Origin of the sequence: Micromonospora zingiberis (assembly GCF_004331455.1) — a bacterium.
GTDB classification, from domain to species: Bacteria; Actinomycetota; Actinomycetes; order Mycobacteriales; family Micromonosporaceae; genus Micromonospora; species Micromonospora zingiberis.
The window spans coordinates 63,215-81,672 of record NZ_SJJR01000021.1 but is presented as its reverse complement, the minus strand read 5'-3'; the positions used below and the strand labels follow the sequence as shown (position 1 = coordinate 81,672).

The window sequence follows — 18,458 nt, the reverse complement described above, 5'->3', positions numbered from 1 at the left end:
ACAAGAACCGCGAGACAGAACCTCACCCTCGCCCCCCACCCGCGCGTCGATCTTGCACTTCTGGTCGTGGCAAAACGGGATGAATGCCGCAAGTGATAGACCAGAAGTGCAAGATCGCGGGGAGTGGGGAGTGGGGGGGGTGGGGGTGGGGGTGCGTGGTGCGAGGGGGTGGGGGGAGTTGGTGGGTGGGGGAGAATGGGTGGGTGGCGGTGGAGATGGAACGGGAGCGGTTCGAGGAACTTGTGGGGGAGGCGCTGGATGAGGTTCCGGAGGAACTGCTGGGGCTGATGAGCAACGTGGTCATTCTGGTGGAGGATGATCCGCCACCCGGAGAGGACCTGCTCGGACTGTACGAGGGCCACGCGCTGACCGACCGAGGTTGGGACTACGCGGGTGTCCTGCCGGACCGCATCCTGATCTACCGCAACCCGATCCTGCGGATCTGCGACACCGAGGACGACGTCATCGACGAGGTGGCGGTGACCGTGGTGCACGAGATCGCCCACCACTTCGGCATCGACGACGCCCGCCTGCACGACCTCGGCTGGGGTTGACGGTTGCGCTGTTGACCTACCGTCTCGACCAGTCACGGCGAGTACGGGAGGGAAACCATGCGCAGCGAGCTGTTCTCGGCGGCGAATCTGGAGCGGGAGTCCACGCAGCCGGGCATGCGGTTGCAGAACTCCAAGATGCTGAAGATCGAACTGGACGGCGAGGTGTTGGCCCGCGTCGGTTCGATGGTCGCGTACCAGGGGCAGGTGCAGTTCCAGGCGCTCGGTTCCGGCGGGCTGGGCAACTTCCTCAAGCAGAAGCTGACCGGGGAAGGGGTGCCGCTGATGAAGCTCACCGGCCGGGGTGACGTCTTCTTGGCCGACTTCGCCAAGGACGTGCACGTCATCGATCTCGAACCGGGCGACGCACTGTCCATCAACGGCTCCAGCGTGCTGGCCTTCGACGCCAGCCTCCGCTACGACATCAAGATGGTCGGCGGGGCGGGCATGGCCTCCACCGGGCTGTTCAACTGCGTCTTCACCGGGCACGGCCGGATCGCCGTGACCACCCGGGGGACCCCCGTCGTACTCTCCGTCGACGCGCCCACCTACGTGGACCCGCAGGCGGCGGTCTGCTGGTCAGCCGGGTTGCAGACCGGCTATCACCGGGCCGACCAGGTCGGGCTGGGCACGCTGCTCGGCCGCACCACCGGGGAGGCGTACACGATGAGCTTCGCCGGACAGGGCTTCGTCGTCGTCCAGCCGTCCGAGGAACCGCCGATCATGGGTAGCGGCCAGCAGGATCAGGGCGGGGTGCTCGGCGGCCTGTTCCGGTGAGCGGACGCCAGGGCCGCCCATCACCGCACCGGCCCGGCTGTTCAGCTCAGCTCGCCAGCTCGGAGCCGGGCGAGCCAGGCGGCGGCGTTGGCGTAATCGGCGTCGGACCGTCCCTCCGGGGCGGGCACCGGGTGTTCCCCGGTGATCCCGCTCCACCGGTGACGCGGATAGGAGCCGAGGAAACGTACGTCGGCGCAGACCCGCCGTAGCCCGCGCAACGCCTCGCCGAGCCGGACGTCGGCGAGGTGGCCGGTGCAGTCGAGGAAGAAGACGTACCGGCCGAGCGCCTCGCCGGTCGGCCGGGACTCGATCCGGGTCAGGTTGACGCCCCGGACCGCGAGCTCCATCAGCACGGAGAGCAGCGCACCCACCCGGTCGTGCGCGATGTACACCGCCAGCGACGTCACATCGTCGCCGGTGGGCGGTGGCGGGGGACCTGGCCGGGCGACCAGCGCGAACCGGGTCACCGCGTCGGGGTGATCGGCGATCTTGTCAGCGAGCACGGCCAGCCGGTGTCGGGACGCGCCGACCGGAGCGCAGATCGCCGCGTCGTACTCGCCGGTGGCCGCACCGGCCGCCGCCGCTCCGTTGGAGAGTACGTCGATCACGGTCGCGTCCGGCAGGTGCGCCCGCAGCCAGCCCCGACACTGGGTCGACGCCTGGGGATGAGCGGCGACGGTACGCACCGCCGGCAGTTGGGTGCCCGGACGCGCACCGAGGACGAAATCCACCGGCAGGATCACCTCGCGGGTGATCACCAGCGGTTCTCCCTCGGCCAGCTCGTCGAGGGTCACCCCGACCGCGCCCCCGATCGAGTTCTCCAACGGGACCAGCGCGGCGTCGGCGTCACCCGCGCGGACCGCCTCCAACGCCTCGCCGACGCTACGGGCCGGCGTACGCGTGCCCTGCTCGGCCGCAGGAAGGGTGCGCAGCGCCTGCTCCGCGAAGGTGCCCTCGGGCCCGAGGAAGACGAAGCGTGTCGGCGGTGTTCCGGGCATGGCGCCCAGCCTACGCACCCGGGGTCGGCGAAGCGGTCGAAGGCGTCGCAGTGGGGGTCGTCGGCAGCGGAGTCGCACTGGTCGGCAGTGGAGTCGGCAGCGGAACCGTGACCGGGGCGTCATCGCCGCAGGCCAGCGTACGGATGCCAGGCGGCGCGGTGACCCGTACCTCGACCGAGCAGACATCGGTGCCGGCGGTGACCAACCGTGGCGTTCCCGCCCGGTCCCGGGTGACCACGTGCAGCGCTTCGTACCCGGTCACGTCGAGGGCGGTGAAGTGCCAGTCCGCGGCGCAGAGCGGGCCGTTGCGTACCTGCACCTTGGCGGTGCGGGGCAGCAGTCCATCGCGACCACGGATCAGGTCGACGATCTGCTGCGCGGACGGTCCGCTCCGGCACGCCACCGCGACCAGACCGGCGTCCGCCGACGGAGTGGGGGTACCGGCGACGGGCGGCCCGGCGACGGGCGGCGCCGACGTGGCGGACCCGCTCGCGCTCGGAGTCGCCGCGAGCGTCGGCAGTCCGGGGTTGCCCTGATCCGGAGGCTCGCCGCAGCCGGACAGCAGGAGCACGGCCAGCGCCAGGACGCCGCAGGCCCGCCGATAGGGGTGGAGGCCGCCGGACGGGCGGCCGGCAGCGGCGCGACGGAGCGGGGTGGGCGGCACGGGGTCGGTCCTCGCAGGAAGCGGCGGGGGATGGTGGGTGGCCGGCGGCCGAGCCCATGGTAGGAGGATCCGTTGCCACGGTGGAAGGGCCGCCGACCGATCGGCGGCGGCACGGCGTGGGCTCAGACCTCGGAGAAGAAGGTCAGCGAGCCGGCCACGGCGCCACCGGCGAGTACCGGTGTGGAGACGGCGTCGACGGTCGCGTCGGACCCACCTTCGATGGCCGTCTCGATCCGCAACAGACCCCGGGCCAGACGGCCGGAGGTGAGCGCGAGCAGCGGTGGGATCTTGTCGATCTCCGGCTCGGTCAGCTCGCCCCGGTTGGCGGTGAAGTCCAGCAGGCGCAGCCCGCCGTCGAGCAGCGGCAGCCCGATCAGCTCCTCCGGCGCGGCCAGGCAGAGCAACTCGCAGCCGGCGGCGGAGACGGCCACCACCCGGGTCTCGGCGTCGATCAGCAGGCAGGGCTCGTCGGCACTGGAGACCGTCGCCGACCAGCGGCCGAGGTTGTCGCACTCCTGCTCTGTCGGTGCCCCCGATGCGGGCGCGAACACTTCCGAGAGCGAGAGTTCGACGTGGGCCACCGAGCCTCCTATGTACACCGACGGTACGTCCACGCTAGCCGGTCGTCGCGGCGATCGCCGACCGTGCGATGCGCATCGGGGCCGTCGGTGTGATCGGTGCCCGGTCGGCGACCGCGCGGGCCGGCGGAGTACCGATCCGGGCCAACCCGGCCGCGTGGCGTCGCCGCAGACGTTACCGGTGGGTGGCCGCCTTGTCAGCGGCCGTTCGGCCGTCCTCGTACCACCGGTAGTCCGCCGCTGGCTGGTGGCCCCCGCTCATCCAGGTGCTCGGGTGCTGGGCCACTCGGGACAGTTTCTCGGCGGTGGCCGGGCTGATCCGGTTGCCCCCCGCGACGAGCAACCGGTCGAGCTCCCGGTGCGTGGCCATCAGACAGTCCTTCGGCAGGCCGTAGACGCTGATCACGCCGGAGCCGACGAAGGTCAGCACCGGCGTGACCGGAATCGGATGGCCGACCGCCGCGGTGAGGGCCTTGCTGGCCCGCCTGGCGTCCCGGCGGGCCTCCGTCACGTACGGCGGACGCTTGCCGTTGATCTGCACCACGTCGCCGGCGACCAGAACCCGGGCCCGACCGTGGTCGGCGATGGTGACGGCGAAGAGTCCGCTCGGCCCGATGGCGAGGAATCCGGCCCGGTTGTCGTCACTGTCATCGAGGAGCACTTCGGTGGCGTCCACGCGTGGCCAGTCGACGACGTGCCACGCCGGCCCGAGGTGGCCGAGTTGGCCCAGTGCCCGGTTGCCGGCCGCCTCCAACCGCCGGGCGCCCCGTTCGGCACGGCGACGGCGGGCCCACTCCAACGGGGACGGACGGGGGGCCGCAGTCACCCCTGGCGCCTCCGTCCGGGGGTGCGGTACCGCTACGGGCGGGAGCGCCCGGGCGGACGGTACGGCTCGACGAGCGGGGTAGACAGTCATCGCGACCTCCGGCAAAAGGTCCCTCGAAGTTACTTTCCCACTACCCTACGTTGCCGGTCCGGGTGGTCGGCAAGCCGGAGCGCCGGAATGAGTGCGGATGAATGCCTTATTCATCCACAGCCGTTTTCCCGGATGCCGCCAAACCCTGCCCTACGCTGCGAGAGTGACCCACTACGTGGACAGTGAGGTCGGTCGGCTGGGCTCCGTGTTGTTGCACCGACCGGGACCGGAACTCGCCCGGCTCACCCCGCGCAACAACGATTCCCTGCTGTTCGACGCCATCCCCTGGGTGGGGCGCGCACAGGAGGAGCACGACGCCTTCGCCGGTGCGCTGCGCGAGCGCGGCGTCGAGGTGCTCTATCTGACCGATCTGCTCACCGAGACGTTGGCCGTGGCGGAGGCCCGGGCCGAACTGACCGAGCAGGTGCTCAGCTCGCCCCGGCTCGGCGACACCCTGCGGGCCCGGGTCGCCGCGCACCTGTCGTACCTCGACCCGGCCGCGCTCGCCGGTGTCCTGGTGGCCGGCCTGGCCCACGAGGAACTGCGAATCGGTCGGGACCGCCCGGGTGGGCTGGTCTACACCCTGATGGACCGGCACGACTTCGTCATCGATCCGCTGCCGAACCTGCTGTTCACCCGGGACTCGTCGCTGTGGATCCGCGACCAGGTGGGCGTGACCAGCCTGGCCATGCCGGCCCGGCGGCGGGAGACCACGCTCACCGACGCGATCTACCGGTACCACCCGCGGTTCGCCAACACCCACTTTGTCTACCGGCCCGAGCTTGAGCACCTGGAGGGCGGCGACGTACTGCTGCTGGCGCCCGGGGTACTGGCCGTCGGGGTGGGCGAGCGGACCACCCCGGCCGGCGCCGAGCGGCTGGCCCGGCGGGTCTTCGCCGCCGAACTGGCACACACCATCCTCGTCGTACCGATCGCCCAGGAGCGGGCGACCATGCACCTGGACACCATCTGCACGATGGTCGATGTCGACGCGGTCCTGATGTACCCCAACGTCGCCAGCACGCTCTCGGCGTACACCGTGATCGCCGGCACCGACGGCGACGCCCCGCAGGTCGACGGCCCGGCGCCGTTCCTGCGGGCGGCGGCCGACGCGATGGACCTGGACCAGCTCCGGGTGATCGACACCGGGCTGGACCCGGTCACCGCCGAGCGGGAGCAGTGGGACGACGGCAACAACACGCTGGCGCTGGCACCCCGGCTCTGCGTCGGCTACGAACGCAACATCGAGACGAACGCGCAGCTGGAACGGGCCGGCATCGAGGTCATCCCGATCGCCGGCTCCGAACTGGGCTCCGGCCGGGGCGGGCCCCGCTGCATGTCCTGCCCACTGCTCCGGGGGTAAGGAGGGGGCCCTTCCTAACGCCTCCGGTAGAGGAAGGGCCCCTTCCTAACGCCCCGACGATGCTCCCGCTCAGCGGAGGGTGAGTTGGCGCCCGAGCAGACCCTGCCGGGACCGGCGAGCGGCCGCGTCGAGCGGCCCGGTCTCGGTGAGCGCCTCGGCGTACCGCTTGGCGAACTGGGCGACCGGGTCCTCCCAGTCGCCGGCCGGGGTGTCCTGGGGCAGATCCCAGACCGGCACCAGCCGCCCGTGGGCCCGGAACATGCCGGCGAACTTGGTCGACTCACCGAGGGTCAGCGAGCCGGCCGCGCTCAGTCGGGCCAGTGCGTCCAGGGCGGCTTCCTCGTCCTCCGGCAGCACCCAGCGCACGTGCGCCTTCTCCGGCACCTGACACCAGTACGCGGCCCGCGCGGCAGCCAGCCGTACGGTCGGGTAGATCGCCGCGTTGGCCCGCTCCAGCGACGCCTGCACGGTGGGGTCCTCGACGGCCTCCGGAACCAGCCAGAACTCGAAACCCTCGTGCAGGGTGATCTCCAGCGGGCCGTCGACCAGGATGTCCTGGAGACGGGGTCCGGGGCCGGGCAGCGGTGGCACAGCGACCGGGGCACCCGGCTCGGTCCGCAGCGCGCAGAGCAGCGACTCGGCCAGGTCCCGGGAGATGTCACCGGACTGCTGGTGCCGCTGGAGCCCGACGAAGACCTGCCCGTCCTGCCGGCTCATCGCCGGCGCGGCCATCGGCAGCACGGTGGCCAGCGCGATCGGACGGTCGCCGTACTCCTCGACCAGGGCCGGGGTGAGACGCAGCGGTGCGGAGGCGGCGGGTACCAGCTCTCGCAGCGCGATCCACTCCGGCTCGTCGGCCAGCCCCTCGAAGGGACGGGGGACGAAGATGTCGCGTACCCGCTCGCGCTTCCCGCTCGGCGCGGCTGCCCGCTGGTTCTTTCGACGCTTGCTCACGGCCTGACAGCCTAGAGGCCCCGGCGGTACGGCGTGGGCCGGACCCACCTCTGCCACCCCGACCGCCCGTCGGCGGAGTCGTTCAGCCGGCGGCCACCAGGCCCGGACGGTCCGGTACAGGGTCGAATTCGGCCCAGACGCTCTGACCGAGGCCGTCGCGCTCCACGCCCCAACGACTGGCCAGACCGGAGACGATGTGCAGGCCGCGCCCGTCGGCCGCGCCCGTGTCGGCCGGGCGGATCTGCGGGCCGCAGGCGGCACCGCCGTCGGTGACCCGGAGCCGGATCTGTGCCCCGTCGGCCGTGATCCGTAGCCGCCAGGCCACCCGGACCACCCCGCCGGGCAGCGGGTCGGCATGCCGGACGGCGTTGCCCACCAACTCGGCCAGCACCGCGACCAGGTCGGCGAGCACCGGTGGGGTCACCACCTCGGCCAGTTCGGTGGCGAGTCGGTGCCGGGCGACCCGTGCCCCGGTGGCATGGTGTGGCACCACCACACACCACGCTCGTTCGCCCGCTGCCGTCGACACCTCTGCCCCTCTTCCACCCCCGTGGTCCCCACCGCTCACCTGCGGGGCAGTCGCACCTCTGCGACCGTACCCCCACCTGTTCTCGGCCGAAGGAATACCCATCCATTCTGCTGTTCAACGATCCGGCGGACGAGATAGAGGCCCAGACCGGTGCCGGGGTATCGGCGCCGGTCGCCGGAGTCGCCCTGCCAGAACCGGTCGAAGGCGCGTTCGACGTGCTCAGGGCGTACGCCGATGCCACGGTCGCTGACCCGGAGGCTGACGGTTCGGCCGTCGGCCTCCGCACTGATCTCGATCGGTGAGCCGGGCGGTGAGTACTTGCCGGCGTTGGTGACCAGCTCGGTGAGCACGGTGGCCAGGCTCTGCCGGTGCCCGACCGCCCTCGGCAGCTCGGTCGGCAGCCGGACCATGGTCCGGCGGCGCAGGTCGGGAGGCAGGTCGGCGACCGCGGCCCGGAGCGTCTCGCCAAGGTCGAACGGTGCCGGTGGGCCGTCACCCGGCCAGACCTCGGCGGCGGAGGAGAGCAACCGGTCGAGCAGCCGGGCCAGTTCGTTGGCCCGCTGCCCGATGACTCGGGCGGCCTGCTTGCGGTCGGCCTCGCTCAGCGACTCCCAGTGGTCGTTGAGGGTGTCCGCGTACCCCTTGATGACGGTCACCGGGGTACGCAGCTCGTGGCTGGTGACCGCGACGAAAAGATCGCGCTCGTGGTCGTGCCGTTGCTGGTCGGTGGTGTCCCGAAAGGTGACCACCCGCAGCGTCCCCGGGCCGGGCAGCTCGCCCGAGGTGATCCGCAGCCAGCGCCCGTCCGGCAGTTGGTGGTCGAGGACCTGCCCGGACGGCGGCAGCGGGAACGGCAACGGACGGTTGAGCGCCTCGGCGGAGGAGCAGCCGGTCACCTGGGCGGCGGCCGGGTTCCAGAGCCGGACGTGGGCGTCGCGGTCGACCACGGCCAGCCCGTCGGCGAGTGCGGCCACCACCGGCCCGTCGCCGTGCACCGGCAGGCCGCTCTGGTCGCCGTACATGTGGGCGATGCAGGTGCCGAGGTAGCCGACCACGCCCCGCTGTTCGCTGCTCGGCTCGTCGGCGCCGGCGAGGTAGAGGGCGTGCAGGCTGCCGACCGTGTGGCCGCCGATCTCGGCTCGGGACACGACCATCCGCCGCAGGCCACGTTCGGCCAGCTCGACGGCGAGTTGGTTGGTCAGGTGATCGGTCCGTACGCACTGCACGCGGGGCCCGGCGAGCAGGCAGATGGTGGCCGGGTCGTTGGCCGGCAGGGGTCGGCCGATGGTCCACTCGGCGGCGCCGGTCGCGGCGATCACCCGTCCGCCGCTCGGCGCGAACTCCACGAACGCCATGCCGGCGGCACCGAGTGCCGGCTGGGCCATTCGGAGCAGCTGGGTCAGGACCGGCAGGCCCGCATCGCCCGAGTTGATCATCTCGATGATGACGGTGTGCCCGGCGATGAGGGCCGAGTAGTCGGTGCGGTCGGGCATGACCCCGAGTGTGCACTGCGCCTCGCGTTCCTGGGCACCCCCGAGTGGGTCACCGAGGTAACCGGGCGAGGGTGTGCGCCGGACGGTCGGTGATCACGCCGTCCACTCCGGCGGCCAGCACCAGGTCGAGATCGGCCGGCTCGTTCACGGTCCAGACATAGACCTGGTTGCCGGCCGCCCGCAGGGCCGGCACCAGCATCGGGCGGGCCCGTACCAGCCCGATGCCCGGCCCGGCGATGCCGGCGCCGAAGGGCAGCCGCCCCAGCCGCAGCCAGCGGGGCAGCACCTCCAGCAGCAGCACCGTCGGCAGCGCGGGGGCCAGGGCCCGGATCCGGCGTACGGCCAGCGGGGAAAACGACATGACGGTGACCTGCACCGGGGCGTCGGGCTGCGCTTCGGCCAGGCCGTAGCGGCGCAGCAGCGCGACCAGCCGGCGCTCGACGTGCCCGCCGTAGCGGGACGGGTGCTTGGTCTCCACCAGCAACCGCACCGGCCGACCGGCGGCGAGGACCGCCTCCAGCAGCCGTTCGAGGGTGAGCAGCCGGGTGTGCGAGTCGTCGAGCACCTCGTCACCGTCGGCCGGTACGCAGCCCGGGTGCCAGGAGCCGAAGTCGAGCCGCTCCAACTCGGCGAGGGTACGGGTGCTGACCGGCCCCCGGCCGTTGCTGGTCCGGTCCAGCCGGCGGTCGTGTACGCAGACGAGGTGCCCGTCGCGGGTCAGCCGCACGTCGCACTCCAGCCCGTCGGCGCCCTCGTCGAGGGCCCGCAGATAGGCCGCGAGGGTGTGCTCCGGCAGGTCGTACGACGCGCCCCGGTGCGCGAAGACGAGGGGTGGTGCGCCCATCGGTCCGCCCTACAGGACCCGGCCCGGCTGCCCGTCGGTGCCGATCACCGGCCGTCCGGCCGCCGCCCAGTCGCCCATCCCGCCCGCGACGTTGTGCACCTGGTCCCATCCGTTGCGCATCAGGTACGCGACGACCTGGGCGGAGCGCCCGCCCGAGCGGCAGATGACCGCCACGTTCCGGTCGGTCGGCACCTCGGCGATCCGGGCCGGCAACTCCATCATCGGCAGGTGGTGGGCGGCCGGCGCGTGACCGGCGGCCCACTCGTCGTCCTCCCGTACGTCGAGCAGGTACGTGTCGTCGGTGATCTCGGCAACGGTCACGGTGGGTATCTGGGATCCGAACACGGGTACCAAGGGTAGATCCTCTGACGGCCTGGTGGATTCGGCGCCGCCGGACGGCGCGTCAGAGCCGGGTCACCCAGCGCGGATGCGCACCGGCCCACTGGGGCATCCGGGTGCCGCGTACCGCCTCGAACAGCCCCTCACCCCCGTTGTCGAGCAGGACGTAGGACACCTGGTCGATGGTCTGTGGGTACGACGGCACCTGCACGCCGCGCAGCCCGTCGGTGGAGAGCCCGTGCAGGGCGAGCAGCAGGTCCTCCACCGGCACGCCGTTGGTGTCCACGGTCAGCGACTCGCCGACGGCCTCGATGAGCCGGTGTAGCTGGACGGGGTTGTTGCGTACCCGGGTCTCGCCCGCGCGTTCGAGCATCGCCCCCAGTAACTGCTGCTGATGGGTCTGCCGGTCGTAGTCGCCGCCGGGCAGGTCGTAGCGCTGGCGTACGTAGTCGAGCGCCGCCGCACCGTCCATCCGCTGGCAGCCCGGCGGGAAGACCCGCTTGGTGTGGATCGACCGCACCTCGGTCCGTACGCACATCTCGACCCCGTCGAGCAGGTCGATCACGCTGCGTAGGCCGGCGAAGTCGACCAGGGCGGCGCCGTCGAAGCGGATTCCGGTGAGCCGGGTCAGGGTGGCGGAGAGCAGTTGGGCTCCGGACTGGCCGCCTCCGCCGTACTCGAAAGCGGTGTTGATCTTGTCTTCGCCGCCCGGCCAGCCGGCCCCCGGTGGGATGGTGACCAGCAGGTCGCGTGGCACCGAGACGAGATAGCCCTCGCGTAGCCCGGCGGGGATGTGCACGATCAGGATGGTGTCGGTGCGTTGCTCCGGACCGACGTCACCGGGACGCCGGTCCGATCCGACGAGCAGGTAGTTGAGCGGGCCGTCCAGGTCGGTGCGCTTGGCGCGGGCGGACGGGTCCAGCAGTTGCTCGCGGGTGACGGTGCGTTCGTACCGGTCGGCGAGCACCCGCAGGCCGACCAGCGCGACCGCCGCGAGCAGCACCACCACCAGCCCGGTGCCGAGCAGTACGCGGGCCCACCGCGGGCGCCGGGGATGGACCCCCGCTGCCCGCTTCCCGCCGTGGTGCGCCCGCTTGGCCGTGACGCCCTCCCGTCAGCCCGACACGAACTCCGCTCATGTCAGGCTAGGGAAGGTTTACTCAGGGTGACGGCGTTTCGGGGTATCTCCGTCCGCCGGTCACTTCCGGTTGGAGATCACCTCGGGGTTGTAGAACACGAACTCGGCCAGATTGTCCTTCCGGACCGCCTGGAACATGTCCAGGGTCTGTTCGTCGAGCGCCTCCCGGCCGCCGCCGGTGGCGTTGTACGTGCCACCGTTGGTCTTGAGCATGATCAGCTCATTGCCGGTGACCCCACGCATGGTGAAGACGAAGTCCTCCACCGACACGCCGCCGGTGTCCAGGATGAAGGCCTTGCCGGCCGCCTTGATCAGCTCGTTCAGCTTCAGCGGGTTGGTCAGCGTGCCGTTCTGGGTGGCCTTCTTCGCCATCGCCTTGATCAGCTGCTGCTGGTTCGCCTGGCGGTCGTAGTCGCTGTTGGCCAGGCCGTAACGCTGCCGGGAGAAGTCCAGCGCGGCCCAGCCCTCCATCTCCTGGCAGCCCTTCTTGTGCACCACCGGAGTACGCGCCTTGCCGGTCTTCTTCGCGTCCGCGTTCCACATCGGCTCGCCGTCGACGTACGACATGTGGGTCGACTTGACGTCCTGCTTCGGGCAGATCCGCACCGAGCCGAGGGCGTCGATGACGTTCTTGAAGCCGCCGAAGTTGATGATGGCCGCGCCGTCGAAGCTGACGCCGGTCATGTTCTTGATCGTCTGAGCCATCACCTGGGCGCCACCCTCCCAGCCGCCGCCGTTGCGGGCGCCGACCTGGAACGCGGCGTTGATCTTGTCGACTCCGCCGGCATAGTTGCCCTTGGGCCAGGCCGGGATCCGCGCCTCGGTGTCCCGGGGGATCGAGATCAGGTACGCCTGGTCATGGGTGGCCGGGATGTGCAACACGATGATGCTGTCCGCGCGCACGTCGTCCTCGGCCCAGCGCTCCCGGGCGTCCACGCCGAGCAGCAGCAGGTCGATCGGGCCTTCCAGGTCGCCGCCGCCCTCCGCCTGGGTCTTGCCCGCATCGCCGATCAGGTTGCGCTGCGAGATGCTGCCGGTGGCCTGGCCGATCACCGCCTTGCTGCCGACGATGGCGACGCCGCTGGTCATCATCAGCACGGCTCCGGCGACCACGGTGAGTCGGGCCCAGAGCGGGTCCTTGCGTCGCGTCCGTCCCTTGCCGGCCTTGCCGGACCGGTTCTTCTTCCCGGCTGCCGGGGGTGGGCTGGACGCCGCAGGTGGGTCGAGCAAAGCGGGGCTCTGAACCGGCATGCGCGCTCCAGCTCGTGTGTACCAAAGGGGGCGGAGATACTTTACGTACGCATTCTCGCCGTGGCGAGTTCGTATGACGGTCAGTCACCGTTCTCCGCCGCGTCATCCTGGCGAAATAGCCGAACAGACAGATTCAAATGACCGATCGGCGGTTGGTTCACAGGAAGTATTCAGCGTGTGCCTGTCAGCCATTGTCGGTGGTCGCGGGCTGGTTTGCCTGCACCCACTCGGCCATCGTGTCGGCCGACATCGCCCGGTACATGGCCAGCGCCTTCTCCCGGTCGGAGACGACCACCGATTCCCCGTTGATGGTTTCGCTGCCCAGGTGCGGGCTGGTGACGAAGGTGAGGTTCTCGCCCCGCAGGTTGCGGAACTGCACCGCCATGTCGGTGAGCGAGAAGCCGTGGTCGACGGTGACCGCGTCGGTCACCGAGCGGAGGAAGGCGTTGAGCTTCTTCGGGTTGGTCAACGTGCCCGTGCTCGCCGCCTTGTCCATCAGGGCGCGGAGGAACTCCTGCTGGTGGCGCATCCGGGCGAAGTCGCCGTCGGGGAACTGCTTGCGCTGGCGGATCCAGTCCAGCGCCTCGGTCCCGTTCATGTGATTGGTGCCCTTGGTGAACTTCCGGTACGGCTTGTGGATCGAGGTGATGGTCCGTTCCACCTCCAGATCCACTCCGCCGAGGGCGTCGGTGACCTGCTTGAAGCCCGCGAAGTCGATCGCCATCACGTGGTCGATGTGCACGTCGGTGAAGCACTCGACGGTGCGTACCGCCAGCGGCAGCCCGCCGAAGGCGAAGGCGGCGTTGATCTTCCGACGCTGGCCGGAGCCGCAGTCCGCGCCGGCACTCTCCGGAATCGGCACGTACAGGTCCCGTGGAATGGAGACCAGGTACGCCTGCTCATGATCGGCGGGAATGTGCATGACGATGATCGTGTCGGCGCGCCACTCGCCGGCCCGGTCCATCGGCGCGTCCGGATCCCGTGAGTCGGTGCCCACCATGAGGATGTTCAGCGCGCCGTCCACGGACTTCGCCGGCCGGCCGCCGGTGATCTCCGAGAACGGATCCGTCCGGGCGAGGTTCTTGTCGAGGCTGCGGGCGTAGAACCAGGCCCCGCCGCCACCGATCAGGGCCAGCGCCAACACGATGACGCCGGCCACCAGGGCGATCCGCCGCCACCGTGGCCGGCGCCCCCGGGGCGGGACACTGCCGGGGCCACCCGGCCCCAGCGGCCCACGCGGGCCGCCCGGCCCGCCGGCCGCCACCGGGTCCTCGTCGTAGCCGGGGTACCACTGGGTGGTGTCGGCCGGTCGGGCGGCGCGCCCGCCGCGACCAGGGCCCGGCACCGCCGCGCGCCCGGCGCTGCGGTGCAGGTGAGGGAGCCGTAGGGCGGCAGGGATGGTCGCTGACATGTAACTCAGGGTACGCAGCCCCGGCCACTGTCGCCCTCAGCCTGAAGCCATGGGGGTGTCAGGCCGGCTACCCTAGCCGCTCGCGGAAGTGGTCGATCGTGCGTCGCAGGCCCACTTCCGGCGTCACCGTCGGCTCGTAGCCGAGCACCTCGCGGGCGAGCGTGAGATCCGGTCGGCGCATTTCCGGGTCATCCGCGCTGCGCGTGACATAGGTCACCTCGGACTTGCTCTCGCAGAGCGACACGATCGTCTCGGCCAGCTCCCGCATGCTCATCTCGTGCTCGGTGCCGCAGTTCACCGGCCCGCTCTCGGTCGAGTCGAGCAGCAGCAGGATGCCCCGGACCAGATCCGCCACGTAGCAGATCGAGCGGGTCTGGTTGCCGGTGCCGTGCACGGTGATCGGCTCGCCGCGCAGCGCCTGGGAGATGAAGGTCGGGATGGCGCGGCCGTCGTCCGGCCGCATCCGTGGGCCGTACGTGTTGAAGATCCGGACGATCGCGGTGTCCAGCCCCCGGCTGCGCCGGTACGCCATCGTCGCGGCCTCGGAGAAGCGCTTCGCCTCGTCGTACACGCTGCGGATGCCGATCGGGTTGACGTTGCCCCAGTACGTCTCCCGCTGCGGGTGTTCCTTCGGGTCGCCGTACGCCTCGGAGGTGGAGGCCAGCAGGAACCGGGCGCCGTCGGCGACCGCACGGTCCAGCAGGTGCAGGGTGGCCACCGAACCCACCCGCAGGATCTCCACCGGCAACTTCTCGAAGTCGGTCGGGCTGGCCGGCGAGGCCATGTGCAGAATCGCGTCGAAGCGCTCCGCCAGCGCCGGATGGGCCGGCAACCCGTCGGAGACGTCCGCCTCGACCAGCGTGAAGGTCGGCGTGTCGAGCAGGTGGGCGACGTTCTCCTTCGACCCGGTGACGAAGTTGTCCAGTACGACCACCGTGCAACCGCGTCCGATCAGGGTGTCCACCAGATGCGACGGAACGAAACCGGCGCCGCCGGTGACCAGAATCCGGTGACCGGGCCCGAAACGCTGCTCAACCTTCATGCCCGCCAGCCTATAAGGAGGGGCCCCCTGTTAACGCCTCGCGTAGTACAGGGGGCCCCTATTAACAAAACGGCTGGTCAGTGCGCGCCGGCGCCGGTGAGCGCCCGCACCTCCAACTCGGCGTACTTCTCCTCGTCGGTTTCCTTCGAGATGATCGTGCCGATGTAGCCGCAGAGGAAGCCGAACGGGATGGACAGGATGCCCGGGTTGGACAGCGGGAACCACTGCCAGTCGTGGTCGGGGAACATCGCCGTCGGCGCGCCGGACACCACCGGCGAGAAGAACACCAGGAACACTGCCGCGAGCAGGCCGCCGTAGATCGCCCACACCGCGCCGGAGGTGTTGAACCGCTTCCAGAACAGGCTGTAGAGGATCGCCGGCAGGTTGCCGGAGGCGGCCACCGCGAAGGCCAACGCCACCAGGAACGCCACGTTCAGGTTCTGCGCGAAGATCGACAGGGCGATGGAGACCGCACCGATCACCAGCGCGGAGATCCGGGCGACGTTCACCTCCTGCCGCTCCGAGGTGTTGCCCCGCTTGATGACGTTGGCGTAGAAGTCGTGCGCCAGGCTGGACGACGAGGCCAGGGTCAACCCCGCGACCACCGCGAGGATGGTGGCGAAGGCGACCGCCGCGATGATCGCCAGCATTGCCGCACCGCCGAGATCGCCGCCGAAGAAGTCGATCCCGAGGGCCTCGGCCAACTGTGGTGCCGCGGTGTTACCGGCCCGGTCCTGCTCCCGGATCGCCTCGCCACCGACCAGCGCCGCCGCGCCGAAGCCGAGCGCCAGGGTGAGCAGGTAGAACGAGCCGATGATGCCGATCGCCCAGAGCACGCTCTTGCGGGCCGCCTTCGCCGTCGGGACGGTGTAGAAGCGGATCAGGATGTGCGGCAGGCCGGCGGTGCCGAGTACCAGCGCGATACCGAGGGAGAGCAGGTCGACCTTGTTGTAGAAGGTCTGTGTCGCGTTGCCGGCGACTTCGACGCCGTACCGTAGCCCCGGTTCCAGGAAGGCCGCGCCGTTTCCGGAGCTGGCAGCCGCGTCACCGAGCAGCGACGACAGGTTGAAGTTGTACTTCGCCAGCACCAGCACGGCCATCAGCAGCGCACCGCCCATGAGCAGGAACGCCTTGACGATCTGCACGTAGGTGGTGCCCTTCATGCCACCCACGGTGACGTAGATGATCATGAGGGCGCCGACCATGATGATGGTCGCCACCTTGGCGGTGTCCGCGTCCATGCCCAGGAACGTGGTGCCCGGCCGGATGCCGAGCAGCAGCGCCACCAGGGCACCCGCGCCGACCATCTGGGCCAGCAGGTAGAAGATCGACACGGTGATGGTGGAGACCGCTGCCGCCGTACGCACCGGACGCTGGCGCATCCGGAACGCCAGCACGTCGGCCATCGTGTAGCGACCCGAGTTCCGCAGCAGCTCCGCGACCAGCAACAGCGCCACCAGCCACGCCACCAGGAAGCCGATGGAGTAGAGGAAGCCGTCGTAGCCGTAGAGCGCGATGAGGCCGGCGATGCCGAGGAAGGACGCGGCCGACATGTAGTCGCCGCCGATCGCCATGCCGTTCTGGAAGCCGGAGAACGACCGACCGCCCGCGTAGAAGTCGGTGGCGGTCTTGGTCTGCCGACTGGCCCAGATCGTGATGGCCAGGGTGGCAGCCACGAAGGCCAGGAACAGCACGATGGTCAGGTTGCGGGCGGTGGTGTTGCCCGCGTCGACCGCGAGAATCATCGAGTTCACGACTCACCTCCGGTGAGCTCTTCGCGGATCTTGTCGGCCACCGGGTCGATCTTCCGGTCGGCGTACCGGGAGTAGAGCCAGGCGATCAGGAAGGTGGAGACGAACTGGAGCAGGCCGAAGACCAGCGCCACGTTGATGTTGCTGCCGAACAGTCGCGTGCCCATGAAGTCTCGCGCGTACGCGGAGAGGATCACGTAGAGCGCGTACCACAGGAAGAACGCGATGGTCATCGGGAAGACGAAGCCACGCAGGGCGCGGCGCAGCCCGGCGAACTCATCCGACCGTTGGACCGTGAGATACCGCTCCGGCATCGAATCGGTCGGTGCGTCAGCGGGTGTGTCCGTGGACATTCTGGGTCACCACCTTCACAAGCGTCAGGTTTCTCGCGCACGGTAAGAAGCGCGCCCCTCGCCGGAAAAGATGGAGATCGGTGCCGGTCGGCGGGTGCGCCGAACGGCAGCATGGCTGCGCCCAGTGACCTAGCTCACTCCGTTGAGCGGTCGTCGAGACGGGCTCGCTGGTTGTTCCCGGCCGCGCCTCGACACCTCGCCGGCGCCTGCCGGCACCGCCTGACGAATTACCTGGTCACTCCGCCGATCGTGGCTGACTCAGGACAGCTCGTGGTAGCGGCCACGGTGGTGCAGCAGCGGGTCGCCGTCGGCGGTCAACTCCACCTGCTCGATGGTCGCCTCGACCAGCAGGCCCCAGCCGTACTCGCGGGCGCCGTCGAGCCGACAGCCGGCCCAACTGCCGGCATCGGCGGGCACCGGGCCGTACGGCGTCTCGGTCCAGTTGTCGATGGCGAACAGGCCACCGGGTGACGGGAACAATCCGGCGAAACGGTCGGCGAGCTGCCGATGCGCCGGGCCGAGCGGCGCCACGGCGAACCGGCCGGCCTCCTCGACCGCCGCCCAGAGCTCCGACTCCGCGTCGATCAGGCCGAGCAGCCGCCCCGGGTCGCCGTCCGCCACCAGCGTCGAGGACACCGTCAGCCCCGCCGGGCCGGGCGCCGTCCACAACGTCACCGGCGCGGCGAGTCGACCCCGAAACTGGCGTACGGCCGAACGCTGGCCGGCCGGCACGGCGAACGGGTCGGTGTGGTGGATCTGGGCACCCGGCTCTGGATTCACGTGAAACATTGTGACCTGCTCGGCCGGACCACGGGCCCGTGCCCAGGTCAGGAACCGGTCGTGTAGGCCAGCGTGGTGAAGCTGCCCGTCGAGCTGGCTGAGCTGGGCGTGGGCCTCCGCCATCAGCAGGCCGAGGTACACCAGCAGCGCGGTCCGATCCTTGCGGTACTCGACCAGCAACGAGAGCCGGGCCGGCTGGCAGGGCCAGTGCGCCCCGCACGCTCGACAACGCCACAGCGGTCGCATCGGCAGGTGCGGCACGAAGCGGCTCACGGTCGAGTCGACCGTACGTGCCGGGCTGATCTCTCCGGCGCGGCAGGCGCCCCGGTCACCAGCGGCCCCCGTTCGCCCGCCAGGTCTGTGCGGGAGTGAGCCAGCCGGCCCGCCCGGGCCGGGGCTCGGCGACCGTCGGCCAGGAAGCCCAGCCCGGAAGCTGATTCGCCGGACGCCCCGGCACCGAAGGGCCGGCGTGCGAGCGTGGCTCGGGTGCCGGTCGGCCGGTGTCCGGGTTCGTTGTGGGTGGCGACATGCGGCGGTACGACAGCAGCACGGCGTTTCGACACCTGCGGAACACGTTGGACATGGGGCCTCCTTCGATCCGGGGGGGTCGCCCCGGCCGGGGGGAATGACCGGGGCGACCCGCGCAGGACCGGCCACCGGGTCGTCGCCTCCACCGGCCGGGCCGCGCGATTCCACCCTGGACTCCGGGCGCGCCGCAGGGGAGGA

At 70.7% G+C, this 18,458-nt stretch carries 18 protein-coding genes and 1 pseudogene; 3 read left to right on the top strand and 16 right to left on the bottom strand.

Annotation, left to right across the window (positions count from 1 at the left end; translation table 11 throughout):
- Nucleotides 1-209 precede the first annotated feature (209 nt).
- Together E0H26_RS24100 and E0H26_RS24095 are read left to right on the top strand one after the other, a co-directional pair.
- Nucleotides 210-554 carry a metallopeptidase family protein gene (locus tag E0H26_RS24100; protein WP_206025348.1) on the top strand — a complete coding sequence of 115 codons (345 nt, stop codon included), beginning with the start codon at nt 210-212 and terminating at the stop codon, nt 552-554.
- Between the two features lie 57 nt (nt 555-611).
- On the top strand, nt 612-1,328 hold the full coding sequence (locus E0H26_RS24095) for an AIM24 family protein (protein WP_131307506.1): 717 nt from the start codon (nt 612-614) through the stop codon (nt 1,326-1,328).
- 41 nt (nt 1,329-1,369) lie between these two features.
- Here E0H26_RS24095 and pheA read toward each other — a convergent pair whose 3' ends face one another.
- The 4 genes and pseudogenes from pheA to E0H26_RS24075 form a co-directional block, all read right to left on the bottom strand.
- Nucleotides 1,370-2,326, bottom strand: coding sequence for a prephenate dehydratase (gene pheA, locus E0H26_RS24090; protein ID WP_131307504.1), 957 nt, complete (start codon nt 2,324-2,326; stop codon nt 1,370-1,372).
- Nucleotides 2,327-2,453: 127 nt separating this feature from the next.
- Nucleotides 2,454-2,909 (bottom strand): annotated as a pseudogene (locus E0H26_RS24085) (hypothetical protein); the annotation flags it as partial.
- A gap of 203 nt (nt 2,910-3,112) precedes the next feature.
- Complete coding sequence (locus tag E0H26_RS24080; protein ID WP_131307502.1) at nt 3,113-3,571, bottom strand: hypothetical protein; 459 nt, start codon at nt 3,569-3,571, stop codon at nt 3,113-3,115.
- Between the two features lie 172 nt (nt 3,572-3,743).
- Nucleotides 3,744-4,484 carry a hypothetical protein gene (locus tag E0H26_RS24075; protein WP_131307500.1) on the bottom strand — a complete coding sequence of 247 codons (741 nt, stop codon included), beginning with the start codon at nt 4,482-4,484 and terminating at the stop codon, nt 3,744-3,746.
- Nucleotides 4,485-4,647: 163 nt separating this feature from the next.
- On the opposite strand from E0H26_RS24075, the gene E0H26_RS24070 reads away from it, so the two are divergent.
- Nucleotides 4,648-5,847, top strand: coding sequence for an arginine deiminase (locus E0H26_RS24070; RefSeq protein ID WP_131307498.1), 1,200 nt, complete (start codon nt 4,648-4,650; stop codon nt 5,845-5,847).
- Nucleotides 5,848-5,916: 69 nt separating this feature from the next.
- Here the strand turns inward: E0H26_RS24070 and E0H26_RS24065 are convergent, their stop codons facing one another.
- From E0H26_RS24065 to E0H26_RS24010, 12 genes are all read right to left on the bottom strand, one after another.
- On the bottom strand, nt 5,917-6,801 hold the full coding sequence (locus E0H26_RS24065) for a DUF5926 family protein (protein ID WP_131307496.1): 885 nt from the start codon (nt 6,799-6,801) through the stop codon (nt 5,917-5,919).
- An 82-nt stretch (nt 6,802-6,883) separates the two neighbouring features.
- Nucleotides 6,884-7,297, bottom strand: coding sequence for an ATP-binding protein (locus E0H26_RS24060; RefSeq protein WP_240742340.1), 414 nt, complete (start codon nt 7,295-7,297; stop codon nt 6,884-6,886).
- A 68-nt stretch (nt 7,298-7,365) separates the two neighbouring features.
- The gene (locus E0H26_RS24055) at nt 7,366-8,823 is read right to left on the bottom strand and encodes a PAS domain-containing sensor histidine kinase (RefSeq protein ID WP_131307492.1); all 1,458 of its coding nucleotides are present in this window, start codon (nt 8,821-8,823) and stop codon (nt 7,366-7,368) included.
- Nucleotides 8,824-8,872: 49 nt separating this feature from the next.
- Nucleotides 8,873-9,667, bottom strand: coding sequence for a glycerophosphodiester phosphodiesterase (locus tag E0H26_RS24050; protein WP_131307489.1), 795 nt, complete (start codon nt 9,665-9,667; stop codon nt 8,873-8,875).
- 9 nt (nt 9,668-9,676) lie between these two features.
- Nucleotides 9,677-10,012, bottom strand: coding sequence for a rhodanese-like domain-containing protein (locus E0H26_RS24045; protein ID WP_131307487.1), 336 nt, complete (start codon nt 10,010-10,012; stop codon nt 9,677-9,679).
- 58 nt (nt 10,013-10,070) lie between these two features.
- Entirely contained in the window at nt 10,071-11,012 is a 942-nt protein-coding gene (locus E0H26_RS24040; RefSeq protein ID WP_476703381.1) for an LCP family protein, read from the bottom strand.
- Between the two features lie 192 nt (nt 11,013-11,204).
- Entirely contained in the window at nt 11,205-12,395 is a 1,191-nt protein-coding gene (locus E0H26_RS24035; RefSeq protein WP_240742338.1) for an LCP family protein, read from the bottom strand.
- A gap of 184 nt (nt 12,396-12,579) precedes the next feature.
- Complete coding sequence (locus E0H26_RS24030) at nt 12,580-13,806, bottom strand: LCP family protein (RefSeq protein WP_131307485.1); 1,227 nt, start codon at nt 13,804-13,806, stop codon at nt 12,580-12,582.
- Between the two features lie 67 nt (nt 13,807-13,873).
- The gene (locus tag E0H26_RS24025; RefSeq protein WP_131307483.1) at nt 13,874-14,848 is read right to left on the bottom strand and encodes an NAD-dependent epimerase/dehydratase family protein; all 975 of its coding nucleotides are present in this window, start codon (nt 14,846-14,848) and stop codon (nt 13,874-13,876) included.
- A 77-nt stretch (nt 14,849-14,925) separates the two neighbouring features.
- Entirely contained in the window at nt 14,926-16,593 is a 1,668-nt protein-coding gene (locus E0H26_RS24020) for a solute symporter family protein (protein WP_131307574.1), read from the bottom strand.
- A gap of 5 nt (nt 16,594-16,598) precedes the next feature.
- A complete protein-coding gene (locus E0H26_RS24015) occupies nt 16,599-16,952 on the bottom strand; it encodes a DUF485 domain-containing protein (RefSeq protein WP_131307481.1) in 354 nt (117 codons plus the stop codon).
- A gap of 258 nt (nt 16,953-17,210) precedes the next feature.
- Entirely contained in the window at nt 17,211-17,978 is a 768-nt protein-coding gene (locus E0H26_RS24010; RefSeq protein WP_131307573.1) for a flavin reductase family protein, read from the bottom strand.
- Nucleotides 17,979-18,458: the final 480 nt, after the last annotated feature.

Excerpts from the sequence above, each read along its gene's own strand:
- E0H26_RS24035 (WP_240742338.1), bottom strand. The coding sequence starts at position 12,395 with ATGCCGGTTCAGAGCCCCGCTTTGCTCGACCCACCTGCGGCGTCCAGC.
- E0H26_RS24030 (WP_131307485.1), bottom strand. The coding sequence starts at position 13,806 with ATGTCAGCGACCATCCCTGCCGCCCTACGGCTCCCTCACCTGCACCGC.
- E0H26_RS24025 (WP_131307483.1), bottom strand. The coding sequence starts at position 14,848 with ATGAAGGTTGAGCAGCGTTTCGGGCCCGGTCACCGGATTCTGGTCACC.
- E0H26_RS24015 (WP_131307481.1), bottom strand. The coding sequence starts at position 16,952 with ATGTCCACGGACACACCCGCTGACGCACCGACCGATTCGATGCCGGAG.
- pheA (WP_131307504.1), bottom strand. The coding sequence starts at position 2,326 with ATGCCCGGAACACCGCCGACACGCTTCGTCTTCCTCGGGCCCGAGGGC.
- E0H26_RS24075 (WP_131307500.1), bottom strand. The coding sequence starts at position 4,484 with ATGACTGTCTACCCCGCTCGTCGAGCCGTACCGTCCGCCCGGGCGCTC.
- E0H26_RS24055 (WP_131307492.1), bottom strand. The coding sequence starts at position 8,823 with ATGCCCGACCGCACCGACTACTCGGCCCTCATCGCCGGGCACACCGTC.
- E0H26_RS24050 (WP_131307489.1), bottom strand. The coding sequence starts at position 9,667 with ATGGGCGCACCACCCCTCGTCTTCGCGCACCGGGGCGCGTCGTACGAC.
- E0H26_RS24020 (WP_131307574.1), bottom strand. The coding sequence starts at position 16,593 with ATGATTCTCGCGGTCGACGCGGGCAACACCACCGCCCGCAACCTGACC.
- E0H26_RS24095 (WP_131307506.1), top strand. The coding sequence starts at position 612 with ATGCGCAGCGAGCTGTTCTCGGCGGCGAATCTGGAGCGGGAGTCCACG.
- E0H26_RS24010 (WP_131307573.1), bottom strand. The coding sequence starts at position 17,978 with ATGCGACCGCTGTGGCGTTGTCGAGCGTGCGGGGCGCACTGGCCCTGC.